32 protein-coding genes are annotated in these 26,097 nt (G+C 42.6%); 7 read left to right on the forward strand and 25 right to left on the reverse strand.

Going from position 1 to position 26,097, the window contains the following annotated elements; translation table 11 throughout:
• Window positions 1-133 precede the first annotated feature (133 nt).
• Both SporoP33_RS05735 and SporoP33_RS05740 read right to left on the reverse strand, forming a co-directional pair.
• Window positions 134-370: a hypothetical protein gene (locus SporoP33_RS05735; protein ID WP_081242829.1), complete on the reverse strand. Its 237-nt coding sequence runs from the start codon at window positions 368-370 to the stop codon at window positions 134-136.
• Window positions 371-449: 79 nt separating this feature from the next.
• Window positions 450-989 (reverse strand): YflT domain-containing protein, encoded by a 540-nt coding sequence (locus tag SporoP33_RS05740; protein ID WP_081242830.1) that lies wholly within the window; start codon window positions 987-989, stop codon window positions 450-452.
• A gap of 126 nt (window positions 990-1,115) precedes the next feature.
• Between SporoP33_RS05740 and SporoP33_RS05745 the strand changes: the two genes are divergently transcribed.
• Window positions 1,116-1,523, forward strand: coding sequence for a YugN family protein (locus tag SporoP33_RS05745; protein WP_081242831.1), 408 nt, complete (start codon window positions 1,116-1,118; stop codon window positions 1,521-1,523).
• 42 nt (window positions 1,524-1,565) lie between these two features.
• On the opposite strand, the gene SporoP33_RS05750 is transcribed toward SporoP33_RS05745, so the two are convergent.
• From SporoP33_RS05750 to SporoP33_RS05780, 7 genes are all read right to left on the reverse strand, one after another.
• Window positions 1,566-1,889 (reverse strand): hypothetical protein, encoded by a 324-nt coding sequence (locus SporoP33_RS05750; RefSeq protein ID WP_081242832.1) that lies wholly within the window; start codon window positions 1,887-1,889, stop codon window positions 1,566-1,568.
• A 59-nt stretch (window positions 1,890-1,948) separates the two neighbouring features.
• Complete coding sequence (locus SporoP33_RS05755) at window positions 1,949-2,290, reverse strand: CHY zinc finger protein (RefSeq protein ID WP_231293307.1); 342 nt, start codon at window positions 2,288-2,290, stop codon at window positions 1,949-1,951.
• 153 nt (window positions 2,291-2,443) lie between these two features.
• On the reverse strand, window positions 2,444-3,175 hold the full coding sequence (locus SporoP33_RS05760) for a YqcI/YcgG family protein (RefSeq protein WP_081242834.1): 732 nt from the start codon (window positions 3,173-3,175) through the stop codon (window positions 2,444-2,446).
• Window positions 3,176-3,352: 177 nt separating this feature from the next.
• On the reverse strand, window positions 3,353-4,372 hold the full coding sequence (locus SporoP33_RS05765; RefSeq protein ID WP_081242835.1) for a hypothetical protein: 1,020 nt from the start codon (window positions 4,370-4,372) through the stop codon (window positions 3,353-3,355).
• Between the two features lie 20 nt (window positions 4,373-4,392).
• Complete coding sequence (locus tag SporoP33_RS05770) at window positions 4,393-5,253, reverse strand: permease prefix domain 1-containing protein (protein WP_081242836.1); 861 nt, start codon at window positions 5,251-5,253, stop codon at window positions 4,393-4,395.
• Window positions 5,250-5,573, reverse strand: coding sequence for a PadR family transcriptional regulator (locus SporoP33_RS05775; protein ID WP_081242837.1), 324 nt, complete (start codon window positions 5,571-5,573; stop codon window positions 5,250-5,252). The genes SporoP33_RS05770 and SporoP33_RS05775 overlap by 4 nt, the downstream gene beginning before the upstream one ends.
• Window positions 5,574-5,669: 96 nt before the next feature.
• The gene (locus SporoP33_RS05780) at window positions 5,670-6,038 is read right to left on the reverse strand and encodes a carboxymuconolactone decarboxylase family protein (RefSeq protein ID WP_081242838.1); all 369 of its coding nucleotides are present in this window, start codon (window positions 6,036-6,038) and stop codon (window positions 5,670-5,672) included.
• Window positions 6,039-6,138: 100 nt separating this feature from the next.
• Between SporoP33_RS05780 and SporoP33_RS05785 the strand changes: the two genes are divergently transcribed.
• Window positions 6,139-6,636 carry a metallophosphoesterase family protein gene (locus tag SporoP33_RS05785; RefSeq protein ID WP_081242839.1) on the forward strand — a complete coding sequence of 166 codons (498 nt, stop codon included), beginning with the start codon at window positions 6,139-6,141 and terminating at the stop codon, window positions 6,634-6,636.
• 16 nt (window positions 6,637-6,652) lie between these two features.
• Here the strand turns inward: SporoP33_RS05785 and namA are convergent, their stop codons facing one another.
• Window positions 6,653-7,672 (reverse strand): NADPH dehydrogenase NamA, encoded by a 1,020-nt coding sequence (gene namA / locus SporoP33_RS05790; protein ID WP_081242840.1) that lies wholly within the window; start codon window positions 7,670-7,672, stop codon window positions 6,653-6,655.
• A gap of 204 nt (window positions 7,673-7,876) precedes the next feature.
• Complete coding sequence (locus SporoP33_RS05795; RefSeq protein ID WP_081242841.1) at window positions 7,877-8,431, reverse strand: DJ-1/PfpI family protein; 555 nt, start codon at window positions 8,429-8,431, stop codon at window positions 7,877-7,879.
• 147 nt (window positions 8,432-8,578) lie between these two features.
• Between SporoP33_RS05795 and SporoP33_RS05800 the strand changes: the two genes are divergently transcribed.
• Window positions 8,579-8,761, forward strand: a complete 183-nt coding sequence (locus SporoP33_RS05800; RefSeq protein WP_081242842.1) for a hypothetical protein — start codon at window positions 8,579-8,581, stop codon at window positions 8,759-8,761.
• Window positions 8,762-8,808: 47 nt separating this feature from the next.
• On the opposite strand, the gene SporoP33_RS05805 is transcribed toward SporoP33_RS05800, so the two are convergent.
• The 4 genes from SporoP33_RS05805 to nagZ all read right to left on the reverse strand — a co-directional run bounded on the left by SporoP33_RS05805 (window position 8,809) and on the right by nagZ (window position 15,580).
• Entirely contained in the window at window positions 8,809-10,119 is a 1,311-nt protein-coding gene (locus SporoP33_RS05805; RefSeq protein WP_081244768.1) for a purine/pyrimidine permease, read from the reverse strand.
• 253 nt (window positions 10,120-10,372) lie between these two features.
• On the reverse strand, window positions 10,373-12,736 hold the full coding sequence (locus SporoP33_RS05810) for a penicillin acylase family protein (RefSeq protein ID WP_081242843.1): 2,364 nt from the start codon (window positions 12,734-12,736) through the stop codon (window positions 10,373-10,375).
• Between the two features lie 207 nt (window positions 12,737-12,943).
• Window positions 12,944-13,738, reverse strand: coding sequence for a VLRF1 family aeRF1-type release factor (locus SporoP33_RS05815; RefSeq protein ID WP_081242844.1), 795 nt, complete (start codon window positions 13,736-13,738; stop codon window positions 12,944-12,946).
• 201 nt (window positions 13,739-13,939) lie between these two features.
• The gene (gene nagZ / locus SporoP33_RS05820) at window positions 13,940-15,580 is read right to left on the reverse strand and encodes a beta-N-acetylhexosaminidase (protein WP_196796865.1); all 1,641 of its coding nucleotides are present in this window, start codon (window positions 15,578-15,580) and stop codon (window positions 13,940-13,942) included.
• Window positions 15,581-15,694: 114 nt separating this feature from the next.
• On the opposite strand from nagZ, the gene SporoP33_RS05825 reads away from it, so the two are divergent.
• Window positions 15,695-15,877, forward strand: coding sequence for a hypothetical protein (locus SporoP33_RS05825; protein WP_081242846.1), 183 nt, complete (start codon window positions 15,695-15,697; stop codon window positions 15,875-15,877).
• Between the two features lie 50 nt (window positions 15,878-15,927).
• Here the strand turns inward: SporoP33_RS05825 and SporoP33_RS05830 are convergent, their stop codons facing one another.
• The 6 genes from SporoP33_RS05830 to SporoP33_RS16455 form a co-directional block, all read right to left on the reverse strand.
• A complete protein-coding gene (locus SporoP33_RS05830) occupies window positions 15,928-16,884 on the reverse strand; it encodes a bile acid:sodium symporter family protein (RefSeq protein ID WP_081242847.1) in 957 nt (318 codons plus the stop codon).
• Window positions 16,885-17,061: 177 nt separating this feature from the next.
• Window positions 17,062-17,184 carry a hypothetical protein gene (locus tag SporoP33_RS16435; protein ID WP_255363027.1) on the reverse strand — a complete coding sequence of 41 codons (123 nt, stop codon included), beginning with the start codon at window positions 17,182-17,184 and terminating at the stop codon, window positions 17,062-17,064.
• 53 nt (window positions 17,185-17,237) lie between these two features.
• Window positions 17,238-17,360, reverse strand: coding sequence for a hypothetical protein (locus SporoP33_RS16440; protein ID WP_255363028.1), 123 nt, complete (start codon window positions 17,358-17,360; stop codon window positions 17,238-17,240).
• Window positions 17,361-17,412: 52 nt separating this feature from the next.
• Window positions 17,413-17,535 (reverse strand): hypothetical protein, encoded by a 123-nt coding sequence (locus SporoP33_RS16445; protein ID WP_255363029.1) that lies wholly within the window; start codon window positions 17,533-17,535, stop codon window positions 17,413-17,415.
• Window positions 17,536-17,897: 362 nt separating this feature from the next.
• Complete coding sequence (locus SporoP33_RS16450; RefSeq protein WP_255363030.1) at window positions 17,898-18,020, reverse strand: hypothetical protein; 123 nt, start codon at window positions 18,018-18,020, stop codon at window positions 17,898-17,900.
• A gap of 52 nt (window positions 18,021-18,072) precedes the next feature.
• Window positions 18,073-18,195: a hypothetical protein gene (locus SporoP33_RS16455; RefSeq protein WP_255363031.1), complete on the reverse strand. Its 123-nt coding sequence runs from the start codon at window positions 18,193-18,195 to the stop codon at window positions 18,073-18,075.
• Window positions 18,196-18,564: 369 nt separating this feature from the next.
• Here SporoP33_RS16455 and SporoP33_RS05835 point away from each other — a divergent pair, with 369 nt between their 5' ends.
• Window positions 18,565-19,029: a cupin domain-containing protein gene (locus SporoP33_RS05835; protein WP_231293334.1), complete on the forward strand. Its 465-nt coding sequence runs from the start codon at window positions 18,565-18,567 to the stop codon at window positions 19,027-19,029.
• A gap of 143 nt (window positions 19,030-19,172) precedes the next feature.
• Here SporoP33_RS05835 and SporoP33_RS05840 read toward each other — a convergent pair whose 3' ends face one another.
• Genes SporoP33_RS05840 through SporoP33_RS05855 form a run of 4 tightly spaced genes read right to left on the reverse strand, consistent with a single transcriptional unit; the run spans window position 19,173 to window position 23,791 of the window.
• The gene (locus tag SporoP33_RS05840; protein WP_196796866.1) at window positions 19,173-20,222 is read right to left on the reverse strand and encodes an enoyl-CoA hydratase/isomerase family protein; all 1,050 of its coding nucleotides are present in this window, start codon (window positions 20,220-20,222) and stop codon (window positions 19,173-19,175) included.
• A gap of 36 nt (window positions 20,223-20,258) precedes the next feature.
• Window positions 20,259-21,716 carry a CoA-acylating methylmalonate-semialdehyde dehydrogenase gene (locus SporoP33_RS05845; protein ID WP_081242849.1) on the reverse strand — a complete coding sequence of 486 codons (1,458 nt, stop codon included), beginning with the start codon at window positions 21,714-21,716 and terminating at the stop codon, window positions 20,259-20,261.
• Between the two features lie 13 nt (window positions 21,717-21,729).
• Window positions 21,730-22,938 (reverse strand): iron-containing alcohol dehydrogenase, encoded by a 1,209-nt coding sequence (locus tag SporoP33_RS05850; RefSeq protein ID WP_081244770.1) that lies wholly within the window; start codon window positions 22,936-22,938, stop codon window positions 21,730-21,732.
• A gap of 52 nt (window positions 22,939-22,990) precedes the next feature.
• On the reverse strand, window positions 22,991-23,791 hold the full coding sequence (locus SporoP33_RS05855; RefSeq protein ID WP_081242850.1) for an enoyl-CoA hydratase-related protein: 801 nt from the start codon (window positions 23,789-23,791) through the stop codon (window positions 22,991-22,993).
• Between the two features lie 426 nt (window positions 23,792-24,217).
• Here SporoP33_RS05855 and SporoP33_RS05860 point away from each other — a divergent pair, with 426 nt between their 5' ends.
• Window positions 24,218-24,829 (forward strand): TetR/AcrR family transcriptional regulator, encoded by a 612-nt coding sequence (locus SporoP33_RS05860; RefSeq protein ID WP_081242851.1) that lies wholly within the window; start codon window positions 24,218-24,220, stop codon window positions 24,827-24,829.
• A gap of 188 nt (window positions 24,830-25,017) precedes the next feature.
• Window positions 25,018-26,010 carry an NADPH:quinone oxidoreductase family protein gene (locus SporoP33_RS05865; RefSeq protein ID WP_081242852.1) on the forward strand — a complete coding sequence of 331 codons (993 nt, stop codon included), beginning with the start codon at window positions 25,018-25,020 and terminating at the stop codon, window positions 26,008-26,010.
• Window positions 26,011-26,097: the final 87 nt, after the last annotated feature.

The following is a 26,097-nucleotide window of genomic DNA, read 5'->3' on the forward strand; positions in this document are numbered from 1 at the left end:
GTGAACGGACTTCCGGTGCACTGATGGTGCCGTATGTTGGCTTGGTAACGCTGGCATTAAATTATTCCACCTGGCAATTGAATAAATAAGGATATATAAAAATGTCCCTGCCATAGAAGATGGCGGGACATTTTTATTGATAATGGTTTTGGCTGTAATTCATACGTTCCGCTGTTCGATAGGCATCGTACATTCCCCAGATCCAAACGATCGGATAGGTGATGAATCCGATTCCTACAAACATCAGCAAACCGTTAATTCCTTGTAAAATAATGAGCAAAATTCCTTTAAGAATTTGTCCATTGTAAATTTGACCGACACCAGTCCAGAAAAAACTCAGCACGGCGGCAATACCCGGATGCTTAAACATGTCATCTCCCCTTCCTGGCTGTTAGTTTTATCATACAGTATGGAGAAAGGAGTTGACAAGGTGTTTGCAGTCTAATTCTTCAGAAGCGATCTCTATCCAATTCATCCTCTTGCACGTCTGCGCCGCCTTCATGCTCACTGTGTTCCGGCAGTGTCTGACTCATTCTGAATGCAGGATCGCCGCCATTCAGCTCTTGATCTGTAATACTTAATCCATTAGCACCCAGATTTACGTCTGTGCTTTTTCCGTCTCTTCCATAGAAGTCTATGTTCTCCATATAACTGCGCCTCGCTTCACCTGAATCTACGTAAAGCAGCATGCCGCCCTGCTCAATTTCACGGTAATAGTCAGACGTATCTTCTGTCCCTAATCCCAGACTGTCGATCATACGCCGCACGTGATCTTCTCCTGAAATGAAGCCCATGAAACGGTCCCACCATGAATCATCCGCTGATTTAATCTCTGCATCTGTCCGATTTTTGACCATAGTCAGCTGATCATCATTTTTCACTACCACATAGATATCCTCTTCCGCCCATCCCTCCTTTTTCAGCTCTTCCACCCGGCTCATCAGTTCTGTTTCGTTATGGTACATGCCAATATATCTTTTCTTACCCATTTTGTATCTCCTCCTGTCACTGATCTTCCTATTGCTATATTTACCCCCAATACTATAACCAAAAACATTCCGCGTGATGTATAGAACATCCGCTGATGAGAAACCCTAATAAAAAGGAGTGATTGGATGCTGGAGTTAGATACTTCGATTGAAGGCAAATTGGCGTGTTTTGGGACATTACGGGATAAAGTCGATCAGCACGGTTACCATTTTGGAGGAGGATGGGATTATCATAAAGGCAGTTTTGATTCAATCCTCCACCGTGAAGGCGGTGAGACGATTTATTTGCGTCTGCCGTTTGAAGCATATGACGGAGAACTGGATGATTTCAACACATTCATTAGATTCAAAAAGCCCTATGTAATTAAACATGTTGTCAATACAGGGTTGGATCGAGACGCAAGTTCATTGATCAGCGGTTCGTTTAATCAATTTCAGGAACCACTTGACCGCGATGCCCAAATCCGCGATAAAAGCCGATGGGAAACGGCAGGCGAACTGGCAATAGAAGAAATTTTACAGTACTTGGAATGACAAAAGGATCTTTCTGCCCTCTATGGCAGAAGATCCTTTTTGTTAGTTACTGACACCATGAAGTTTTTCATCCATTCCATCAGCGCTCAGCACTTGTTTCGGATGCTTCTCAAAAATCGGTTCCAGTTCGCCCATCAGTTCTTCCAGCTCGGCAGCCGTGGAGAATAGTGTTTCGAAGGACTTTATCTGTCCCCCTGCTTCCACTATCAGTCTCAGGCGCTGCAACGGTTCTCTTCCTGAAAGGTCTTCGTCCGTCATAATAGGTTCTTCGCCGGCATAATCATCTTGCTGAATCCATGTCGTTCCTGTGTTCTCTGCGCTTTCAGCAAACGAAAGAAGTTCTTCTTTGTCCGTAGTACGTTTCATGGAAATCCCTCACTTTATCCGTTTTCCATAGTGTTCCCCTTTGATAATGGTTAAAACCATTATTCCCCTGCTTCGTTCGCAAAGTATAATTCTCTGTGCAGGCCGCACCCTGGGTTGAAACGGGCTTCACAAGCCGGGCATGCGTAGCCACTTTGGAAGTATTCAGTAATCGTCAGTTCATGCCCGCAGTTTCCGCAAAGCACTGCTTTTTCGTCAAATCTATTCACAGGCCATACTGCAGAATTGCCGCATCCTTTTTCTTCGTGGCACAGATGACAAGGATAATAAGTCTGGCAGCAGCAGAATTTAATTGCGATCCGGTCGGTTTCAGCAGCATAATGAATGCATCGGGTTTCGTCATCCACCAGCAATCCCCGAACTTCCGGTGTGTATCTTTTCAAATGGATCAGCTCCTCTTATTCCCATCATAAAAGCAGCGTATGAGAGATGCAATAAAATTACATGTATATAGCAGACAGGGATCTGCAGTTCCGTTTCCCGCAAAAAAAGATGCCCTGGAAGCCATGAACTGACGGCTTGCCGGACATCTTTCGTTACATTTCTTTATGTGTAAATGGACATTTTCCTGTTATAGGCACACAATCGTCTCCAATAAAAAACTGTTTCCATTCATTATGTTCGGGATCACCGAAGTGGCTGATGTCGGGATGTTTTGGCAGGTTATCCCACACTTCCACGCGTTCGCGCACTTTTTCCCGGGAATTGATGCCGCCTTTTTCTGTCCCGGTCAGCCCTTTAAATATTTTTCTCGGCTGGAATCCGATGACCATCGCATTTCCTAAATCACGGGTTTTTCTTTGTTTATAAGCCGGCGCATTACCGAATGCAAATATAGGTTCTCCGTGAAAATGAAAGTCCCATAGATAGTGATCGGGATCACGCGGAGCGTCTGCAGGCCATTCCATGGAATCTTCCTCGTGTACATACTGAAGAATATCCCAGAATTGCTTTCGGTAGTCTTCAATGGAACCTTCTTTTTCAAAAGGTTCTACAAACACAAACAAACCGTGCCGTTTATGTTTGGGATTTTCAAAAAGTGTTAAAAATGACTCCAATGCCTGTGGTAAGTTGGACCAGTCATCCTGTGAAATATATGCATACCGCAGTTCGCCTTTATTCTCGCCGGCCATGCCGAAATAACACGGGAAAGTTTTATCCGTCACTATATCGCGAAACGTCTGATACTCCCTGCGAAGCCAGTCGGGCAAATCTTTTCGTTCTTGAAAGTCTTCCTTCGTCAATAAAGCGTTAGATGTTTGTATCAACGTTTTATCCTCCTCTGACAAACTATGCTGTATATCTGTTACCCCAACTCTCCAAAACGAAACATATAAAGGTAGTAGATGTTAATTTATACTCGAATCATAACCTGCAAAATTACAATAGAATACTCATCTATAGCCTATACAGGATACGAAAGATGAGAATTCTTTATGATTTCTTTAGTTAGGTTCTAATAAGACTTCCTCTACATCGCTGCCATCCTGATTGACTCGATACAGGTGATAATCCGGTGTGCGTGCACCGAACTCATGATCTACCATGAAGTATATTTTATCATCAGGTCCGAGTACAGGTTTCGATGCAGACTCTTTCAATGCCGTCAGCTGTTCCGTCTTATACGTTTTCCAATTAAACGTAAAGAGCTCATACTCAAAAATACCATTAGCCCCCGTCCCCGCCACGGCCTGATAGATGATAGTCTGTTTCTCGGGAAGCAGAAGGAAGTCGTATACATCTTCTGCCTCAACAGGACTGCTGATGACTGACGTTTCATTTGGTGTATCCAAAGGAATTTCAAATATCCGATCATTGCTGGTAAATGATATTTCCTCTGTTTCATCGTATGCATCATCATTCGTCTGAATATAAACAGAATTTTTGACAGCAGATACTTGCAGGGAGCCCATACTGTATTTCTTGAAGTCAGTATGCTTGGTATGAAGCTTGTTTTTCATATCGTAGCTGTGTACATCAAAATCATGCGGATGTTTGGACGCAATCGGTGAGTAATTCGTATAGTCATCTGCCTGTAAATAAAAAAGTGTGTCTGGATTTTTTGGATCAAAAGCAATTTCTGTTATGATGTCGGCAGAAGTATAGATCGTTTCGGCGTCTAGTGAATCCAAATCAATCAGATGAATTTCTGAACCATTGTGATCTTCTAAGTCTTTACTCTGTTCAACATAAGCAAGCTTTTTTCCATCTTCCGTGAATATCATATCCGCAATCGCCCGCTCCACAGGCAACTGAATCATCATTTCCTGTCCATTCAGGTGAATTGTGGCTTGACCTTTATGATAAGTAACAGCAGCAATTTCACCAGTTGGAGAGACTGAATAGACATCTGTCATCCCCTCTTGTTTTTCGTTTTCATTTTTATTGAATAATACACCCAATGTAATAAGTACCACAGTAATGATGGCAATAGAGCTTAATATAATGACCAGCGATTTTTTCATAGGACGACTCTCCCTTCTATTCATGATATCCAGATGACGATCACTGCGACTATGCTCAGAAGCTGAAAAGCTGCTACACTGTATGCTGTCTTCTTGCGATGGGCCGCCAATAAGCGAAGCTGTATTGCATAAAGAACAGCCCATATAACTAGCGGAATTGCTAACAGCAGCAATGACGCGCTCATCTCTGCTGCAAATATCATGAATGCCCAGAGTAAAAATAGAGAAAGTGCCATTACCAAAAGACCAACAGTAAGATTGACAAAATGTATTCTTTTTGCATCTTTTTGAAGCGTTTGACTGGATGAGGGATAGTCATAAATAGTCGTGCGATACACCAGAATGATTGAAAATAGTATGATGCCAATCCATAACCAGACTAATATACTGGAATAAGGTGAATCCACATATCCGGCAAGCAAACTTCCATAGATTGCTAAAAGAATGTGCGCAATCAGCAATCCGTTTACCATCAGGCGACGGTTTAATGCCGCCACAGGATGCATTGTTAAAGTCAGAATCGATGCACTCACCAGAACTGCTAAACAAAGCCAGATCATTTCTGCATCTCCTATGATAAATAACTGGAGAAGATAGGTAGAGTAAATAAATAACAGTGAAACACCTGCGAGCCCAATCATCATTTCACGACGGTAAGGATACATCGCATGCTGAAGTTGCTTGCCGACTTCCTTTTCATCACCGAAATTTTCCATGGCCATCTTCATCGCCTCCTCTTCTGGATATCCTTGCTTTTGCAAATCTTCATATGCACAATACAAATGACTGAGTAATTCCTCTTTCAAATCTTCCCGTTCTTCTGCATTACAGTCTGTTTGTTTCACCACTATACTAATAAAACGTTCAAATGCCGGAATCATATCAGACCATCCGAACTTTTATGGACAAGGGCATTCATCCATTCCCAGTTTTCCTGTTTGGTTTCCAGCGCCACGCCGCCTTCATTGGTAAGACGGTAATATTTCCTGCGTCCGTTTTCCCCTTCTTGCCAGTAGGATTGAACCCACCCCTTTTTCTCCAGCCGTTTCAAAGCTGCATATAATGTCCCTTCACTCATCTTATACGTATCATCGCTCAACTCTTTCAATACTTTCACAATTTCATATCCGTATAGATCACGCTGAGCGATCAGCGACAATAAAATCAAATCTATACTGCCTTTCATCATTTCCTGATCCATTTTCTTCACCTCTTTTACTACATGCTAACACGATGTACATCGTAATACAATGCATTAAAAAACACCCTATCGAAAGTAGTTCGATAAGGTGTTGTATTATTGTATAGGTTTCGGATTTTCCTGCAGCTCATCCAGTGTCTGCATAACGATTGTAACTGCCTGACTCAATGCGCTTCCTCCGCCCAGTGCGGCGGCGACACCTACCGCTTCCAATACTTCGCCAACCGTACAGCCATTATCTATACAGCCTTTCGTATGATAGATGATGCAGTATTCACTATGGGCATAGACGCTTACCGCCAGCGCTATTAAATGCTTGTACTTCTGACTGACTTCTCCTTCTTCAAAACATACTTCAGAAAAAGCATGGAATGATTTCATTAATTTTGGCACTTGTTCGCTCATCGCACCCATACCAGTTTTATAATCTGCCAGCACTGCATCTGTAAATGTATAATCTTCCATAAAAATCGCCTCCCGTATTGGCGTAGTATGTCCCCTTTTTTGTTTGCTATGCAGTGATTATGGAAATGATATAGTCAAAGACAAGCCTAGGAGGTGCGTGATGAAAGTTGTGATTACAGGTGATACACATATACCCGGCAGAGGTAAGAATTTGCCGGCACGTTTACTGGCCGAATGCGATACAGCTGACTTAATCTTACATACAGGTGATTGGAAATCGATGGAGGCGGTGCAAATGTTTTCGGAATTTGCGGAAGTTAAGGGCGTATCAGGAAATGCAGATTCTGAAGAAGTCAAAAAGTTATTCCCCTTGCAGCAAGTGATTCAAGCAGGTGATGTGCGAATTGGATTAGTGCATGGGCACGGGGAGAAAAAGACGACGGAGAAACGCGTTATTGAAGCATTTGAAGGAGTGCCTGCCGACGTAATTGTCTTCGGACACTCCCATATTCCTATGCTTCGTTATATGAATAAAACTCTTCTGCTGAATCCCGGATCTCCCACTGACAAACGGAAGCTGCCGCATTATTCATTTGCCATATTGCATATTACCGAAGAAATTCGGGCAGAGCTCGTGTTTTTTAATGATAAAACGTAATGAATGGAATAGTTATTCAGTACGTCCAGCCGCGTGTATATTGAACCGCGGATTCGATTTCGGCACCAAGTTCCTTCGCTGCCCTGTACGGCCAGTACGGATCGCGCAATAATTCCCGTGCCAGCAATACAATATCTGCACGGTCATTTTGTAAAATTTCCTCTGCCTGAAGTGCGGAAGTGATCAAGCCTACAGCGCCTGTCGCAATATTTGCCTTCCGGCGTATCGTATCTGCAAATGGCACTTGGTAGCCAGGGAACGCATGAATCGCTGCGGGCACTACACCACCCGAGCTGACATCGACTAAATCGACACCCTGTTCTTTCATCCAAACTGCCATTTCAGCATATTGTGAAGCATCCATTCCGCCTTCGCGGTAGTCTTCTGCTGAGATTCTGACAAATAGCGGGCCTTCCCAGACAGAACGGACCGCGTCAATCACTTGCCGCAAAATACGGTAGCGGTTTTCTGCCGATCCCCCATATTCATCTTCCCGGCGATTGCATAAAGGCGTCAGGAATTCGTTGAGCAGATAGCCGTGCGCACCATGAATTTCAATAACGTCAAAACCGGCCTTTTTTGACCGGATGGCCGCCTGCTTGAACGCTTCGATCGTTTCTTCTATATCTGCAGCTGACATTTCTGCTGGTGTTTTATATTCTTCACTGAAAGCAATCGCACTCGGCGCGTAAATCGTTCCGTCCACGGTGGCTTTTCTTCCTGCATGTGCCAGCTGGATGCCTGTACGTGCTCCATGCTGCTTCATCAAACGGACTAATTCAGCTAATCCTTCCACATGATCATCTGACCAGATCCCTAAATCTTCACTTGAAATCCTGCCTTGGGGCTGTACCGCAGTTGCTTCTACTATGATGAGGCCTACTTGTCCTACTGCACGGGCCGGATAATGGGTTTTATGCCAGTCTTCCACTTTTCCGTCCTGGTTATGCGAAGAGTACATACACATCGGTGACATCGCGATCCGATTTTTGAACTCTACGCCGCGGATTGTATAAGGGCTGAATAATTTTGTCATGAATGATTCCTCCTTCAGTTATTGCTACGGAAAGTATAGCAAACCTGAAGATTTTTTTAATGAATGAGGATTTCCTTGATTACTTTATTTCCTTAATGAAACAGAGGGAAGTTCTGAGACGTATCCTGCAGTATATAGAGTGCAAAAACTCAAGACGGCTCCTTATGGGAATCGTCTTGAGTTGTAGACAAAGCGTATGCAATTTTATTTATTGACCATTTTCATGAATTCCCTCATTAAACCAGGAAGATCCGGCCAGGCATGTCCTGACACGAGGTTTCCTTCTGTATGAAGATCTTTTTCAATATACGTGGCACCTGTTGCTGTAACATCCGGCTTACAGGCAATATAGGCTGTATATTCCCTGCCTTTCATAAGATCAGGAATAACGGATAATACTTGTGCAGCATGACAAACCGCCGCCACAGGCTTATTCTCTTCAAAGAAATGACGGACGATGCCCGGTAATGATTCATCCAAGCGTATATATTCAGGCGCCCTTCCTCCCGGGATAATGAGCGCATCATACTCAGCAGGATTGACATCTTTAAAAGCGATATGCGAATCCAAGCCATACGCGGGCTTTTCTACATACGTTTCCATTCCGTCAATGAAGTCATGTGTAACCGTATATAATTTTTTCACAGTAGGTGATGCAATAGTCGTGTCAAATCCTTCTTCCAAACAGCGATAATACGGATAGAATATTTCCAGCGCTTCTACGGCATCCCCGCCTAGAATCAATACTTTTTTACTCATATTCATACACTCTCCCTGTTCTGAATTGTGTTGCTACTCCACTTCTTTCGACAATTCCATAGTGAATCCTCTTTCTTTCTTCAAAAATATCGGCGCTATGTATAGCTATAGCAAAACAAGCCATAGTACAAAAGAGGAGGGATGACTATGGAGAAAGATATTAGGCATTTGTTCCATAAAGGGACTATCAATGAAGAAATGGGCTTGGAATTTGAAGCCAGTGCCGAAGAAGCAGCGCGCGCACGTGAAAATTCCAGTGGAAAAGAGTACCGCGACGCACTAAAAGAAGTCTATCGCGCAACAGAAGATAAACGATCAAAGAACGAATAAAGAGCCCCTTACTGTTTGAGCGAAAACACCTGACAGCAGTGTAATTGTCAGGTGTTTTTGCCAGTGCTGTGCTGTTTTCGTTTTTGTCTGCTCATCAGATACTGCTCAATCATGATGGCAAGAATCGTGCCCGTAATCAATCCGTTAGACAATGTAGAAGCGGCAATGGCAGGAAGTTGTGACAGACTTTCTGCGGGTACGAACATAGTTCCGACGCCTACCATCAGCCCCAATGCCACCGTCTTTCGTGCGCGTTCCTTTTCCGGATCAGCATCAAGTTCATCAAACGCCATGGACACCATCTTCGTAAAGATTGCGAACGTCACTGCATAGGCGACAGGAGCCGGCAATGCGGCAAATATGGCCATGACACTAGGGAACAGTGTAATGAGAACGAGCAGCGTACTGCCGATAATAAACGGTTTGATGGAAGGCATTCGTGTTGTGCCGACAAATCCCGCAGAACCTGAAATCGGAACCGAGCCGATTGCGGAAAACACACCCGCTAGCAGATGGATAAATCCTGAAGCGAATGCTCCTTGGCGCAAACGGTCAGGCGGGGTGATATGAAAGGAGTGTTTCAATAAATGTTCCATCACACGAATGGAGGCCAGCATGTTTGCAACTAGCAATAATGTAATGAATACTGCCGTAACGAGAACACCGCTGTCCCACACAGGGTTGCCGTAGACGAACATTTTTGGCAGCTGGATCAGCTGATCTGAAACTTTCGCTACAGCAGGCGTTTTGCCGAGTGCCAGGAAAATCCCCCACCCGAGCGCAATGGATATCAGCACGGCATACTTCGAGACAGACGGACGTTTATTTGCCATCGCAATAAATGTAATCAGCAGAACGATAAGACTCCCGACCGTAATGGCAGGATCCAGATGGTCCCCTGCTTCTTCAACACCCATCATTCCTTTAATGAATGTTCCGCTCAACTGCAAAATCAGCAGCATTAAATAGGTAAATGTAATGGCGGGTGTAAATAACGCCTTCATTTTCGTGATGATGCCAGTGGCCGCTAATATAATAAACAGTATACCGCTGTAAAGCATACCGCTTTGCAGTGCCTGCAGAGCATCTGTTGATGTCGTATAGAAAATGCCGACCATCCCGGCATACACTACATAAATCCCCCACCATAATCCCGCCGGCCCTTCGTTGATTGGCAGCCTGTGCCCGAAAAATGCCTGAATCAGACAGGCGATGCCGAGCAGGAATATTGTTCGTTGCATGAACAGCGATGCGGCCATCGGATCCATACCGAATACATGTGAGATGGCGATGGGTGCTGCAATGGATGAAGCGATGAGAAAGACGGCCCATTGTATGCCGCCTGCCAGATGTTTCATGATGATTCCTCCGATAATGCTTTGCCATTTAGAATTCTTATAGTATACCATGAGAAAAATGTTTTTATCGTATCCGAAAGAAAACAGATAAAGGAACATTCATCAGCTGTAAAGGCAGATGCGTACCACTTATTAAGCACCTGGTGTCAATTTATGCTGCGGAAGGTTGGTAACTCAATATACAAAAGACTGAAGTCAAACCCGCAGTGTGTACGAGTTGGCCTTCAGTCCCTGATATCTATAGACGTTTTACTTATTTACCTTTCGGCTGCAATATAAGCACACGGCTGTCTGGAAGATTCTCTGTCATGAGAGTCTCATGATAGTTGCCGAGTGCCCAGTCTTCTGCCTGGTCGTGGAACCATTTGGATTTCATGTGCCCGCTTTGTCCCGGTCCTACAATGTGGTAGGTTTTGGACAAGTCGGCTAAATCTGCGACGAATCTCCACGAGGCCCCATGGTTGACAGAGCCGTCGTCTTTAAATGCGGCAGCCTGTACTGTAATATTTGAACCGCCGATCGGTTGTTTTTTCGGATTCAATAACTTTTCGAATAAGGGGGATGCGCTTGCCAAAGGATGCGGGAATGTCAGCTGGTGGTAATCTCCCCATGTCCATTTATCCTGATTATCTCCGAAATCATTGGCGATGTTTTTCATCGTGTTCGCGAATGAATCGTAGACCCATTGATCGATCCCCGCCTTCTCTTCAAGCCACACGCTTTCTTCGCCGTTATATCCTTTCCGCAATAATTCATCGGTAATTTGGTTTTTACCCGGCATTAATTGGTAGACATCCGCAGGCATTTCATCACGGAACATATCGAGTTGCAGTTGCTTCATCCACTTATGGAAAATCAAAGGTGCGCTGCTGTCCTGCGAATCCACTTGATCCCATTGCTGCAACATATTCAATGTATCTCTAAATTCTCCTGACTGATCTTTTTTCTGTACAGAATCAATCATGGCATCAAGAAATTCTGCAGCGTAGAGATTTTTTTGATCCATCTGCAGTTTCATCATATCTTCCACAGTAAAGTCATCTTTTTCTCTCAGCACTTCTACAATTCGTTCAAAACGGTATGGCTGTGCCCAAAACTTCGTGATGTGATACGGATAGTTTTCATCCGCCACTTCATTATTGGCAGTGGCGATAAAGCCTTCTTCGGGATTCACTATAGTCGGCAGTTCGTCATATGGCACATAGCCTTTCCAGCCATATTCGGATGAATCACCGGGGACAGCCAATTGTGCATCACCTTGTTTTCGAATAGGTATACGGCCATTTGCTTTATACGCGATCGTGCCGTCTGTGGAAGCAAAAACAAAGTTCTGCGCCGGCGTGTGGAATTTTTCCAATGCCTTCTCAAAACTGTTCCAATCGGAAGAAGTATTCATCTCCATGATTGCTTCCAGCTCTAATGTCGGCTCTAGTGCTGTCCACTGCATGGAAAATGATGCACCTGGATTTTCTTTCTTATACATGACATCCGAAATGATGGGCCCATGCCGTGTAACGATGACTTCAAACGGTATTTCTTCTCCGCCTTTCACTTGGATTGCTTCGTTACGAATTTCAGCTTTTTCCCATTGTCCATCATACCGGAATAGGCCTTTTTCACTCGGGTGCGGTACTTCAATATACAAGTCCTGCACGTCTGGTCCGACATTCGTGACGCCCCATGCGATATCTTCATTATTTCCTAAAATAATGCCAGGTATGCCAGCAAATATTACGCCTTCAACATTTTGCTTTGGTGACTGCAAATGCATCTGATACCAGATGGACGGAGTGCTGAGGCCTAAATGCGGATCGTCTGCAAGCAGCGGTTTGCCTGAAGCGGTCTTCTTTCCGGAAACTACCCAGTTATTACTGCCATTGAATTCAGGCGGTGACAGTTCCGGAAGAAAACGTCCTGCCACTTCTACTGTATGTTCTTTATTTGCCGTCATGATGGATTCAGCGTTTTCTGGATACGTTAGAAATAAATCCTTCATTTTTTCTTCGGGAAATGCATGGATTGCCCAGTGGCGGAATGCCTGAGGCTGCCACCTGCCGCCGAGGTCATAGGCCATATATTTACCGATTGTCAATGAATCTACCGGTGTCCACTCTTCCGGTTCATATCCCAATAGCGCAAATTCATAGGATAATTTTTTTGATGATTTAGCTTCCTCAATGAAAGCATTCACACCTTCCGCATACCAGCCAAGCACTTTCTTCGCATGCTCTCCATAGCCGTCATACGAGGCTTCTGCTGCACTTCGAAGACTGAATGTGCGGAACAGCTTATCCGTATCTACTGCTTTTTCACCAATTACTTCCGCCAGCCGGCCGCTTGCCTGTCTGCGTGCGAGATCCATTTGGAACAATCGGTCTTGTGCCTGTACATATCCTTGCGCCCGGTACAAATCTTCATCCGATGCGGCGTGAATGTGAGGCACACCGTTTTTGTCCCGTGCAACGACTACTTCATCATCGATAAAAGAGACTTGTTGCTCCCCCGCTTCAAGCGGTCTTGACTTCGAGATGTAAGCGTTTGCAAATATTACTGCAATTACTATTATAATTGACAGTATACTCAGTCCCCACAACGTAATTTTTCTTACTTTTCCCATGTGCTGACCCCCTTCTTTACCACTTAGTATACTAGTAAAATTCTAAAATTACTTTAGTTATATTGGTTCAACAGGAAATAACCAAAATGTACAATCTGAACAATTATTGGCTGACGTAATTTTCACGTCATATTCCTATTTAGTTTTGAAGACATACAACGCAAAAAAACATGCTGCCGTCTGCCGGGCAGCATGTTCTTGATTCATTCAGCGGGACTCGAAGATTTTTTGGATGATGTGATTATTATTCGCTTTACCGAAATTTTTGTGTATGCAGCTATTCGGCTTTTCACTCAGAATGGATGCGAAGCTTTTCGCGAGTTCGGCCTCCCCCGCCACATGCACTTCTTTCCATCTGTGTTTCTTTTTCAATGTGCCGACGACAGAGCCCATATCCTTATAAAAGCGGTCTAAGTTTTGTTTCAGGCGTTGGTCAAAACCGTCCGTGTGTCCTCCTACTCCGCGCTGAATGGAAGACTTCACCCCTTTTTGCTCTTTCCAGACGTCAAGGCCTGAATCAAATTCATAGACAGTTTCATCATGAACTCTCCCCATCGCCGTATCCAAAATACGTACATCGCTGTAGCTCGGGAGTATTATTCCCGCTTCTGGATATGCTTGTAACATATACTCCAACTCATTTGTCATCGCCTGACTTTCCCAATGAAAGCTAGTCTTGACCGCAACTTGAACATAATGGACAGACCAGATTTTAGGTTCTGCCGCCGCAAAAATGATGGCCCCTTTTGCCAGATCATTTTGCTTATCTTCAATTTCCTTCATTACATCTTCTTTTACTGAACGGAATGCAGTCAATTCTTTTTCATCGCCTGATGCGACCAAGTATTCATCCAGACGTTTCAATCCCGATTTCAAATGAATTCTCCATGCAGCCTGCTGCTGATCACGATCTGCCGGATTTGTGTTTAAGTATACAGACAGCACGCAACGATCATCACAGCGAAATGCCTTCAACATTTTCAACTCTTCGCTAATGTTCATCCATTCATCCTCCTTATTCCCTCAGACATAGCATGCCCGCAGATATGAATATTAGAACGAAACATCAGCTGTGAATTTTTTCAAAAAGAACAGCCACTCTATTTACAAGTGGCTGTCTGAAAAAATATGCAAATAATTCCGCGGCTTCTTTCTGATGATCTATTTCCAGCACGATCATTCCACGTTCAACGCATCTGCGTATCATTGCAGCTTGTTCAACAATTCTTTAGTCAGACGGTTCAGCTCTTCTACGTCCACCTTTTCATGCGGAAGATCGTCCACTTCATACTGCTGTTTTACTAATAAAATTCGCTCGACACTTTGGTTGATCCTTTGTTCTGTAATCGTCCCTTCATCTAATGCGTTGTGAAGTGCCGTAAGCACATCCGTTACCGGCTGGTAGTCATGGCCGACCAGCAAAATGTCTCCTCCCGCCAAAATGGATTGGATGGCGGCATCACCTATCGAATAGTTTTTTCCGATGGCACCCATAATTAAGTCATCTGTAATGACTACCCCATTAAATTGTAATTCATCACGCAATAGCCCTTGTATCACCGGCTTGGAAAAAGATGCGGGCGTTTTTGGATCATAGGCCTGAACAATCAAGTGACCGACCATCACTGCGTTTATACCCTCCTGAATTGCTTCCTTAAAAGGCAGCAGCTCCACGTTCTGCAAACGTTCTTTTGTGTGACGAATTACAGGCAATTCAATATGTGAATCTACACTCGTATCGCCATGACCCGGAAAGTGTTTGACGACGGGTATAACACGCTGAGACTTCATGCCTTTTGCCTGTCGGATTCCCGCTTTACTGACGAGCTTTGCGTCAGAACTGTAGGAACGGTCGCCAATTACAGGATTACTGGGATTGCTGTCCACGTCAAGTACCGGTGCAAAGTCCATATTCAATCCGAAAGCGCTCATCTTGCGGCCTGCTAATTCTCCCGCTTCAAACGCATATTTCCCGGATTCCGCGTTACCGATTTTACGGTTGGAAGGCGACTTCATGATTTCTTTCGGCAATCGCGTCACACGGCCTCCTTCTTCATCCGCACTTATAAACAATGGAGCTTTTGCATCTGCGTTGGCTTGTTTTAATTCATTGAGTAAAGTGAGCGACTGTGTGACTGATACGAGGTTACGCTTAAATAAAATAACTCCGCCCACATGCGTTTCTTCTATAAATTTCTTTGCCGCAGAGTCAAGCCGCGGGCCTTGTACACCCATCATAATCAATTGCCCGAGCTTTTCATCTGTCCCCATTTTTTGTATAACGGACTGTATTTCAGCGCTCTGCTTATGAACGACAGCGATTTGTTTGGCTGTTGCCGCTGCGCTTTCTGCTGCAGTGAATCGTACATTCAGTTCGTACTTATCATTCAAATCATAGACAGCAATCTTTTGTTCATCTGATTCAAGGTACTTATCCGGCGCACCCAGCACCTCTTCTGCAACGTCTTCCGTTATAGTTTCCCATTCAGAATCAGAAGAACGCATTTCGTAGATAAGATGGTTCTCTGTTAGACCCAGTTCAAGCCGAGCCTTTTCATAAATAGCATAGTTTCCGTTGCCCGTACGCTCTATTTTGTCGGGCTCTCCCAGTTCATCTATGACCTGTTGATAGGTAGTCATCCCTGCTTGCCAGCGCCCATCAGACAGCCGTCCTTTTTCAGCCGCTTCACGGGCAGAAATAAGCAATGATTGGATTTGTTCGTTTTGATGTTGTTGTTGATCTGGCTGCAAAACATGTTCGGGCTCTTCATTGGAGCATCCTGTTATGAATAGAAAGAGTGCACTGACGATGAGTAACAGGAAAGTTCTATATACTTTTCGCATAGTCCCACCTCTCCTTTTAGTCATGATAACATTTTTCAGACAACTTCAGGAATTCTCAGGCACCGTATAAAAATTTAGCTTCCGGCCATCTTAATCAGTAGGAGGTGGATGAATATGACGAATAAAAACAATAAGAAAACGATGAATGAACGAACGCACAATCCGCTGGGTACGTATCAGAATAAAAACAAAGAAGCAAGCAACAGTAATAATCAGCATCCTGAAGGTTTTTCACAGGAAGAATTCTCTGCAGAATTTGGTTCGAGACCGAGAAACGAGAAAAAGAAGAATAAATAAAACAACTGCCGCTTTCTCTGAGTCAGAATAGCGGCAGTTGTTTTATTTTATTATCCTTCACTGACAGTCAATTGCCGTTTTCCATACCATGCGGCGGCCTTACTGGAAATAGAAGCGAGCACCTGCTGGAATAGCATACCGAAAACAACAGGCATCGCAACTTTTGCAGGGAAGAAGGTAGTGGCAATGACAACACCTGTAGCGATATTACGCATTCCGCCGATAAACATGAAGGTCGAAGCAATCTCCGGATTTTTCCACAGTACGTGCGAAACCAATAAAGCAGCCCCGTAACCGGTCAGCGATAACATTAGCACGACTGATATTATTCCAATCAGCTCAAGGGAAATGGTCTTCACATACGGTGCAACCGCACTGCCGTTGATCGCAACAATCGCGAACAGGCTCAATTTGGAAAATGGAGCTAACCGGGATCCCCATACCTTCTGAATATTGCCTTTCGTCAGTTCATTCAGCGTAATACCGAGTATCGTCGGCAATACAATCATCCATAATAAATTTAGAATCATTGCTGTCATATCGATTGTGATACTTTCCCCGACAACTACATGAAGAATTGCAGGCATAATTATAGGTGCAAGCAGCGTATCAATTAAAATAATGGACAGACACAGCGGTAAGTTGCCCTTAGAAATGGTTACCCAGATTACACTCGTTACACCCGTCGGAATAGCGACAGCTAATACAAAGCCGACTGTCAATAAATGATCATCAAAAAAGACAATAGATAATAGATAAGCCCACGCTGGCATCAAGATATGCAAAAAGGCGATGCTTACAAGTACAACGATGGGATGTTTTCCCACCATCCGCAGCTCTTTTACATTCATACCTAGGCTGCCTACAAATGTCATGAAGGCAAATAGCCAAGTAACGATAAATAATAACTGCTCTCCCACTGAATGGAACAGCACACCCACTACTAAACTTAACGGTGTCAATATTGCGATCCATCGCTGCAAAAATATATTTACTCTGCCTAACATAGATGTTCCTTTCCTCGTAACTGTACTGTAAATTATCAAAAGTTCTCTAATTCCTGTAATGATATGATCTTATAGTAACATACTCAAACGCCTGGTTATAAAATGGGCATGTGAATTATTTAGGGATACGGCAAAAAACCTGCAGCCGATGATCGCTGCAGGTGATGATTTATTTACTTAGTTTGTGTACGACAGTACTGCATACTTGCTGAAGTTTTTCATTGCGCTTGTCGCTTCTGATTTCTCGGCATATTCAAAGATCCGTACATTTTCTGATTCAAATAAAGTGATTACCCACATGTTTTCCAGTCTCCTTTTATTTTATATTCGGTGATCTAAAAATAATCTATGGCTTAGTTTGTATAAGAAAGTACTGCGTATTTACTGAAGTTCTTCATTGCATTTGTCGCTTCCGCTTTCTCCGCATATTCAAAAATTCTTACGTTTTCTTTATCAAATAATGTAATGACCCACATGTTTACCGTCTCCTTTTCATTTACATTCGTTTATTGTCATAAAAGCTAAGGCTTAATTTGTATATGATAGTACAGCATATTTACCGAAGTTCTTCATTGCGTTGATCGCTTCAATTTTCTTATCGTATTCAAAGATTCGTACATTTGCCTGTTCAAACAATGTGATAACCCACATATTGTACAGTCTCCTTTTTGTTTGGCAGCATATTTCCTTGAATGAATTCTGCCGGCCAATTTCTTTTGTTACTCTTATCATACGCTGTTCTACAACAAAAGAAACGGCTATGTGAAGGTTTTCACAATTCTTTCAAAGTCAAAACGCTTACATATGGCAGTTTTGTGTCTGCAAGCGTTTTCTTGTTATTGGAAATGACCTTATGCATGATTTAATTAAAAAGTTTAATCTTTTTATCCACATAAACATCGGCGCTTGGACAATATACATAATCAGGTATCTAACGAAGCCAGACAGCCCAGGCCATTTTTACATAATAAAAAACCCGCAGCTGCAATCGCTGCGGGTGATGTGTAAAGTTATTATCTTGTGTATGACAGAACCGCGTATTTGCTGAATTTCTTCATTGCGTTCATTGCCTCTACCTTTTCCGCGTATTCAAAGATCCGTACATTGGCCTGCTCAAATAATGTAATTACCCACATGTTTCTCAGTCTCCTTTAATTTTTATATTTTTATGTTCATGCAAAATCTTTTTTATTTTGTATAGGATAAAACAGCGTACTCATTGAGCTTTTCCATGGCAGCAGTTGCTTCTGCTTTCTTTGCATATTCAAAGATCCGTACGTTTTCTGTTTCGAACAATGTGATAACCCACATGTTGTTCAGTCTCCTTTTTGGTTGGTATTTTGATTTTCTTGGCGGCAACCAGACGTCAACTTCTTTTGTTACTCTTAGTATACGCCTTTTCCCGCATGATTTGGTTACTTTGTGAAGTTCTTCACAATTCATTCATAATCAAAACGCTTACATATGACCACTTTGTGAATTCGTGTCACAAAAGGTTTAGCGTGTTCTTACATACATATCTGTTTCCCATCTGAACACTTTACTGGGTATATGACATATACTGTGATGAAAAGTACAACGAAGGGAATGAGTGTAATCGATCAATCTGCTTCTAATTTTATGATGATGTGCTGGTATCAGCCGGTGTATTTCTGGCCCTGTTTCCCTGTCATGCCGCCTATGCAGCAGATTCATCACGCTGGAGGCCCTTCTGAACCGCTGCAATGTGCCCGGACTGATTTTGGACCGATGCCTTTTTCGACGAATATAACTCAAGCTGCGAAGCGCAATAACACGTTCCGTACTGCCTTGTGGACAGGAGATCATATGCAGCTTACTCTTATGAGCATTGCCCCTGGTGAAGATATTGGGTTGGAAGTCCATCCCCATGTCGATCAATTCCTTCGATTAGAAGAAGGCAGCGGCTTGGTTCAGATGGGACCGACAGTCAATCAGGTGAATTTTGAGCGAAGAGTCGCTGACGATGATATTATTTTGATTCCGGCGGGAACGTGGCACAATCTCACAAATACAGGCAGTGTACCGATAAAGTTATACTCTATTTACGCCCCGCCGAATCATCCGCGCGGCACTGTTCATGAAACGAAGGCTATTGCAGATTCATCAGAAGAACAGCATGAATAAATAATAAAAATATATACTCTTTTTAGAACAGATGAGATGTATACTTACAGAACAGTAAAAGAAACCATTCTACGCAACTTTTGCATAGAATGGTTTCTTTAATTGTCTATTACACGCTGGTAAACAGACAGTTTGCTGGCAGTTTATACATTGACTAAAGAAAAATACTTCTCTACATCTTCATTCGTGACTTCTGTAATTGATGATGGATTCCATTTCGGAGACTGATCTTTATCGACCAATACCGCACGGACTCCTTCATAAAAGTCTGCGTTATCCATAAAATGCATAGCCATATTTCTTTCCATTTCCAAACATTCCAACAGCGTCTGGTTTTGGCCTTTGATTAATTGATGAAGGGTAACTTTTAAAGATGTAGGCGATTTTGAAAGAATGTTTCGCACTGTTAGTTCAGCCCATTCATCTCCTTCAGCTGCCGCACTTTTCAAAGAATCCACAATTTCCTCTACTGTTTCATATTGAAAATGGCGTTTTATCTCTTCCTGCTCATTTTTCAAGTCGGAATTAATTGGTGTTTCAGCCGTATACGATTGAATGAATGCTTCTAAATCCGCCACGATTGAGTCAACAGACCATTGCTTCGTTCGCATTTCCTTTTGTATAGTTTCCCAATTGGCACTGTTCATATAATAATCTGCCGCATTCATATAAATCGCATCACTCGCGGATATCACTTTTGAAGTCAGTGCCAAGTAACGACCCGTATATCCAGGCAGTTGATTTAGAAAATAGCTGGCTCCCACATCCGGAAAGAAGCCGATATTCATTTCGGGCATTGCCCATTTTGTCTTCTCTGTTACAATTCGGTGTGTTGCTCCTATTGAAAGACCAACGCCGCCGCCCATCACGATACCATTCATATATACCATAATTGGTTTTGGGTACTGATGGATCATAGCATCCAACCGATACTCTTTTGAGAAGAATTCATTTGCATAGGCAGCGACATCCTCATTTTTCAAATCATAGAATTTTCGCATATCCCCGCCTGCACAAAATCCTTTTTCTCCTTCACCTGATAAACAAATGAAGACTATGCGATCATCATTTCTCCATTTTTTCAGTGCTTCCGTTAGTAATTCGACCACTTCGACATTGATGGAATTTAACACTTTAGGGCGGTTTATTTTTATCCAGCCTATCCCATTATCCACCTCAGTTAACACGACCACATGTCTCACCACCTAAACCGTTTTGATGTAATTATTTTAATATCTGGCTGTCAGCATTTTTCTTCTCGTATAAAAATTGACTCCGTCTTTTCCATTTGCATGAAGATCTCCGTAGAAGGAATCTTTATGTCCGGAGAACGGGAAGAAAGCCATTGGTGCCGGTACCCCCAGATTGACACCTAACATTCCCGCATCCATCTCTTCACGGAATTGTCTGACTGCTTTAGCGCTGTCTGTGTAGAGACATGCTCCATTCGCAAAATCTGATTCATTGGAAAGCGCGATCGCTTCGTCTAAACTTTCTACCCGGACGATGGATAATACAGGTGCAAAGATTTCTTCTTTCCATATTTTCATTTCTGATGTCACGTTGTCGAAAATAGTAGGCCCTACATAGTATCCAGATTCCTTCACTTGATCATTACGGCCATCACGGAGAAGACGTGCTCCTTCTTCCTCACCTGCAGCAATGAAACTTTCAGTTCGCTCTTTATGAGAATCACGAATGACTGGTCCTAAAAACACATTTTCATCCAGTCCATTTCCAATAATTATTTCATCTGAAGCTTTTACAAGTCTGTCTACTAATTCGTCTGCAACGTTACCCACCGCTACCACTACGGAACATGCCATGCAACGCTCTCCGGCAGAGCCAAATGCAGCACCGATAATATTTGTTACTGCGTTATCCAAGTCTGCATCCGGCATAACGATAGAGTGGTTCTTTGCTCCGGCAAGAGCCTGCACACGTTTTTTATTAGCAGCAGCAGTCTTATAAACGTACTCCGCAACAGGTTGAGAGCCAACAAATGAAATAGCTTTCACATCTTTACTTTCCATTAATCCATTCACCACATCATGTGCACCATGTACAATATTCAATACCCCATCGGGCAGACCTGCTTCTTTGAAAAGCTCAGCCAAACGATTGGCAAGAAGCGGTGTTCTCTCGGATGGTTTAAGAACAAATGTGTTCCCAACTGCAATTGCAAGGGGGAACATCCAACATGGAACCATCATCGGGAAGTTGAATGGTGTGATTCCGCCTACTACTCCTAATGGATAACGATACATACCAGACTCTACCCCAGTTGCAATATCAGGTAACTGATCGCCCATCATCAGCGTAGGAGCACCTGCCGCAAATTCTACACATTCGATTCCGCGCTGCACTTCACCATAAGCTTCTGTGTAACTTTTACCGTTTTCAATGGTAATAATTTTCGCCAGTTCTGACCAATTTTCAACAAGCAACTGCTGGTAACGAAACAGGATACGTGCCCGTCTTGGAACCGCCACTTTACTCCATGATTTGAATGCCTCTTTTGCAACTGCTACCGCTTGCTCTACATCTTTTTTAGATGAAATTGGTACAGTAGCAATTATTTCACCTGTTGCCGGATTAGGCACCTCTTCATATTGTTCAGTCTCTGCTGACACCCATTCACCATTAAGAAAATTCTTTACTTCTTCTATATTTGTCTTAACTGTCATGTAAACCGCCTCCTTAGTTTGTTTGTTCGGCAAATTGTGTTTTCTCGCTAAAGTCATAATTATAACATCTTTGATACAGTTCAATAATCTCATCTGCAGCAGGTACTCTCGGTGTGTTTGCCGGACTGCCGCTTTTAATTGCATCTTCTGCCATTTTTGATAAAGAACTTGTAAATAGTTTTTCATCTATTCCATATGTCTTCATATTAGGAATGTGTAAGTCAACACAGAGCTGCTTCAATTCATTTATGACCCCGCAAGCTAACTCTCGATCTGAGTAATCGTCCGCATTTTTAACAATTCGTCTTCCAATCTCAGCAAGCCTGTCTATTGAGGCCTCCATAGTAAATTCAAGCACTGCCGGAAGCAGCATGGCATTGGAAATTCCATGAGGTGTATGGAATAGCGCCCCTATAGGTCTTGACATCCCATGAACGAGTGTTACTGAAGCATTAGAGAATGCCGCTCCCGCAAGCATGGAACCTAGCGCCATGCTTGATCGTGCATCCATATTCTCTCCCTCTTCATAAGCCGTTCGAATACTTCCAATCATATGATCAATGGCGGTTAATGCTAATACATCGGTAACCGGATGCGCTTTTCTTGATATATACGCTTCAATTGCATGACATAGTGCATCTACACCAGTCGCTGCTGTGACGCCCTTCGGACAAGAGACGGTCAGATTCGGATCTACAATAGCAACTGCCGGTAATAAACTCGCATCAGAAAGCATCATTTTGATGTCTGTTGCAACATCTGTGATGACTGTTACCTTTGTTACCTCAGATCCTGTTCCTGCAGTTGTAGGTACCGCGATAACAGGCAGCGGTTTCTTCGCTAGTTCTTTTCCCGTCCCAAAGTAGTCTGTCATTGTACCGCCATTCGTCATCAGCACTGAAACCGCTTTCGCAGTGTCAATACAGCTGCCCCCGCCAATTGCGACAATGTGATCGCAGGTTTCACGGGAACAAATATCCATTGCTTCTTTAACGTGGATATCTGTCGGTTCTGAATCTACATCCAAATACGCTGTGTACGATAACCCGCTTTCTTTAAGCAAGTTCTTACACTCTTCCACATATCCTAGCTTTGCCATTATCGGATCACTGATAATTAACGTCTTTCCGCCCAATTTGATTGATTGTTTTCCTACTTCCTTAAAAGAGTCCATCCCATAAAGAATCGTGCTTGGCATGAGTAATTCATGAAAAGTGTTCATCAGTTTACACCCCTTTGCATCCGTATATTTGCGTAGCAGCTGATATATTTCATCATGATTTGAAAACAGGTTTACGTTTTTCAATAAACGCGTTAACACCTTCGACCATATCATCCGTCTTGAATAATTGAGACCATTGTTCTGTTTCAATTTTCAATCCTTCTGAAAGTGTTGTTTTAGTACCTTCATTAACAGCAGTTATTGCGGCTTGAATTGAATGTGAGCTTTTATTTTGAACAATAGCTTCAGCTAGTTTCTTCGCTTCATCTGCTAACTCTTCAAGTGGAACAGATTTATTTACCAAACCGATTCTTTCAGCTTCTTCCCCGGATACAAATTGACCGGTCAGAATTATTTCAAGCGCTTTTGCTTTATTGGTAAGTCGGGGTAAGCGCTGTGTGCCGCCAAAACCTGGTATTAGCCCCAAGTTCAATTCAGGCTGACCCAACTTCGCTTCATTAGCTGCAATGCGAAGATGACAACTCATGGCAAGCTCTAGACCTCCACCCAGACATGCGCCATTAATAGCCGCTATGACAGGTTTTGTTAAATTCTCAATTTGATTTAATACGGTTTGTGCATCGACAGATAATTTCCTGCCTTTTTCCTCATCATGGAACGCTTCGGTGAATTCCTTAATATCTGCACCCGCTACAAACATCTTCCCTGCGCCCGTTAATACAGCAGCTTTAATACTTTGATCAGATTCTATAAAATTCATACACTCCGACAAACCATTAACGGTCGTTGTGCTTAATGTATTTGCAGGAGGACAATTAACAAAAACATATCCTACTCCATTTTCCACTTTCAAATCTATATTTGTGAACTCTTTGACTTTTGTACTTTCCATTAACAATCACTCCATTTCAATAATAGTAATTCGTTTGTAAGTTTTATACACTTTATCTTTAAAAACTTGTGTAAACGTCCCCACCTCTTTCTTCCAGATGCTCTTACCGAATTGTTAAAATTAACAATTTTCTTTACATTCTCAGTTTAATATAATTTTCTGTCACAGTCAATAAAAATTTGACCGGACAGAATAAAAGTTTTTTTATATTTGAAAACTACAGTAATCACACGGCTAAAGCAATAAGCATATGTTCAGTCTTGTTATAGATTGCTAATTAGTGATATGATTTTACTGAGAAAGCCGTTTTTTCATTTAAAGGTACATATATAAAGGAATTTTTCTTATACTAAAAGACACTGTCCGGTTATATACTCGTACATCTTATTCTGAAATCAGGAAATATAAAATTGGAAGGTGAAGTAAATGAATCCAAGAGCAGAAGAGCGAAGAAAACAAGTTTTACGCGCAACACTGAAAGCCATTGGCGAGAAAGGTTTTAACGCTGTTACCCTTCAAGATATCGCAGACTATGCAGACGTCAGCAAAGGTGTTATCAGTTATTATTTTAAAAATAAAGAGGATGTTTTTTATCATTTGCTTGAGTGGATGACCGATAGGATATTCAAAAATGAATATGCCGCCATCCAAAAGGAAGAGCTTGCAATAGATAAAATGAGAGCATATGTAAATGCAGCTTTCAAAAGTCCAGAAGATAACCGTATATTTTACAGCGTCTATTTAGAATTCCTCGCCCAAGTAAACCAAAACGAACGTTTTCGTGAAGTAAATAATACGTTCTATAAAAATTGCTGGTTTATCGGAAGTGAAATCATTCAAAAAGGTAAATCAGAGGGAATCTTCGAAACTATTGAAATCGAGAGCGGAAGCCATATGATTCGTGCTCTAATCGACGGATGCCTTCTCCAGTGGCTGATGAGGGATGATCCTTCACTGCATTCTCACTATCGGGACAATTGTTTTGAAACCATTATTACATATTTAAACTGCAAAAAACCCGAAGATTCTATCAATTAACCAAAAAAAGATTGACCGGTCACATATCTGTTGTATAATAGACGATACAGTCTAACTTATAGTTGGAATAAATATACCCCTCATTAGGACTGGTGGTTTCAGGTCTAATGAGGAACTATTTACCCAAAATTAGTATGACCGGTCAAAATGTCCTTTTAAAAATACTATGTACACTGGAGGAGTTTTATATGAACGATTTACATTTTAGAGCTTTATTAGTGAATAAAGATGAAAATGATTTTTCTTCAACTATCACTACTTTGAAAGTAGATGACTTACCCGCCGGCGATGTCATTATTAAAGTTGCATATTCCAGCGTCAATTACAAGGATGGCTTAGCTGCAACTCCTAATGGCAAGATTGTCAGCGCATACCCGCATGTTCCTGGTATTGATATGGCAGGAACCATTGTTTCCTCTACAGATTCCCGCTTTCAAGAAGGCGATGAAGTAATCGCAACAAGCTATGAAATTGGCGTTTCACATTTTGGAGGATTCAGTGAGTATGCCAGGGTTTCTGCTGATTGGATTGTTCCATTGCCGGAGGGCTTATCCATGCAGGAAGCTATGGCTTTCGGAACAGCTGGTTTTACCGCTGCACTCTCTATACAGCGATTAGAAGAAAATGGTGTAACACCTGATAAGGGGTCCGTTCTCGTCTCTGGTGCCACTGGCGGCGTCGGAAGTTTCGCAGTATCTATGCTTGCGAAGCTAGGATATCATGTCGTTGCAAGTACAGGAAAAGAAACCGAGAAAGAATTCCTTTATAGTATTGGTGCGAGTGAAGTGATTTCACGTCAAGACCTGCAGCCGGAAAAAGTTAGACCTCTCGATAAACAGCTCTGGGCTGCAGCGATTGATCCAGTTGGCGGCAATACACTTTCTTATATAGTCAGCACACTGCAATACGGCGGTTCGGTTGCTGTCAGTGGATTGACAGGAGGAACTAATGTCCCGACGACAGTCTTTCCGTTCATATTAAGAGCGGTGAATATACTCGGCATTGATTCTGTTTATTGTCCAATGACAACACGCAGTGCATTGTGGAATCGAATGGCAAGTGATATGAAACCTGACAATTTAGATGCTCTTACTACTGAAGTCTCCTTAGATGAGCTGCCTGCTACTTTATCAAAAATTTTAGAAGGTCAGGCAAAAGGAAGAACCGTTCTTAAATTATAATGAATTACTATTGATTAATCTGGGAATAAATGAACAGCTACTTATACGATTGCCCCATGAATGGAGCAGGCAAGCGTTTCGCCTCCA

Origin of the sequence: Sporosarcina sp. P33, assembly GCF_002077155.1 — a bacterium.
Lineage (GTDB): Bacteria > Bacillota > Bacilli > Bacillales_A > Planococcaceae > Sporosarcina.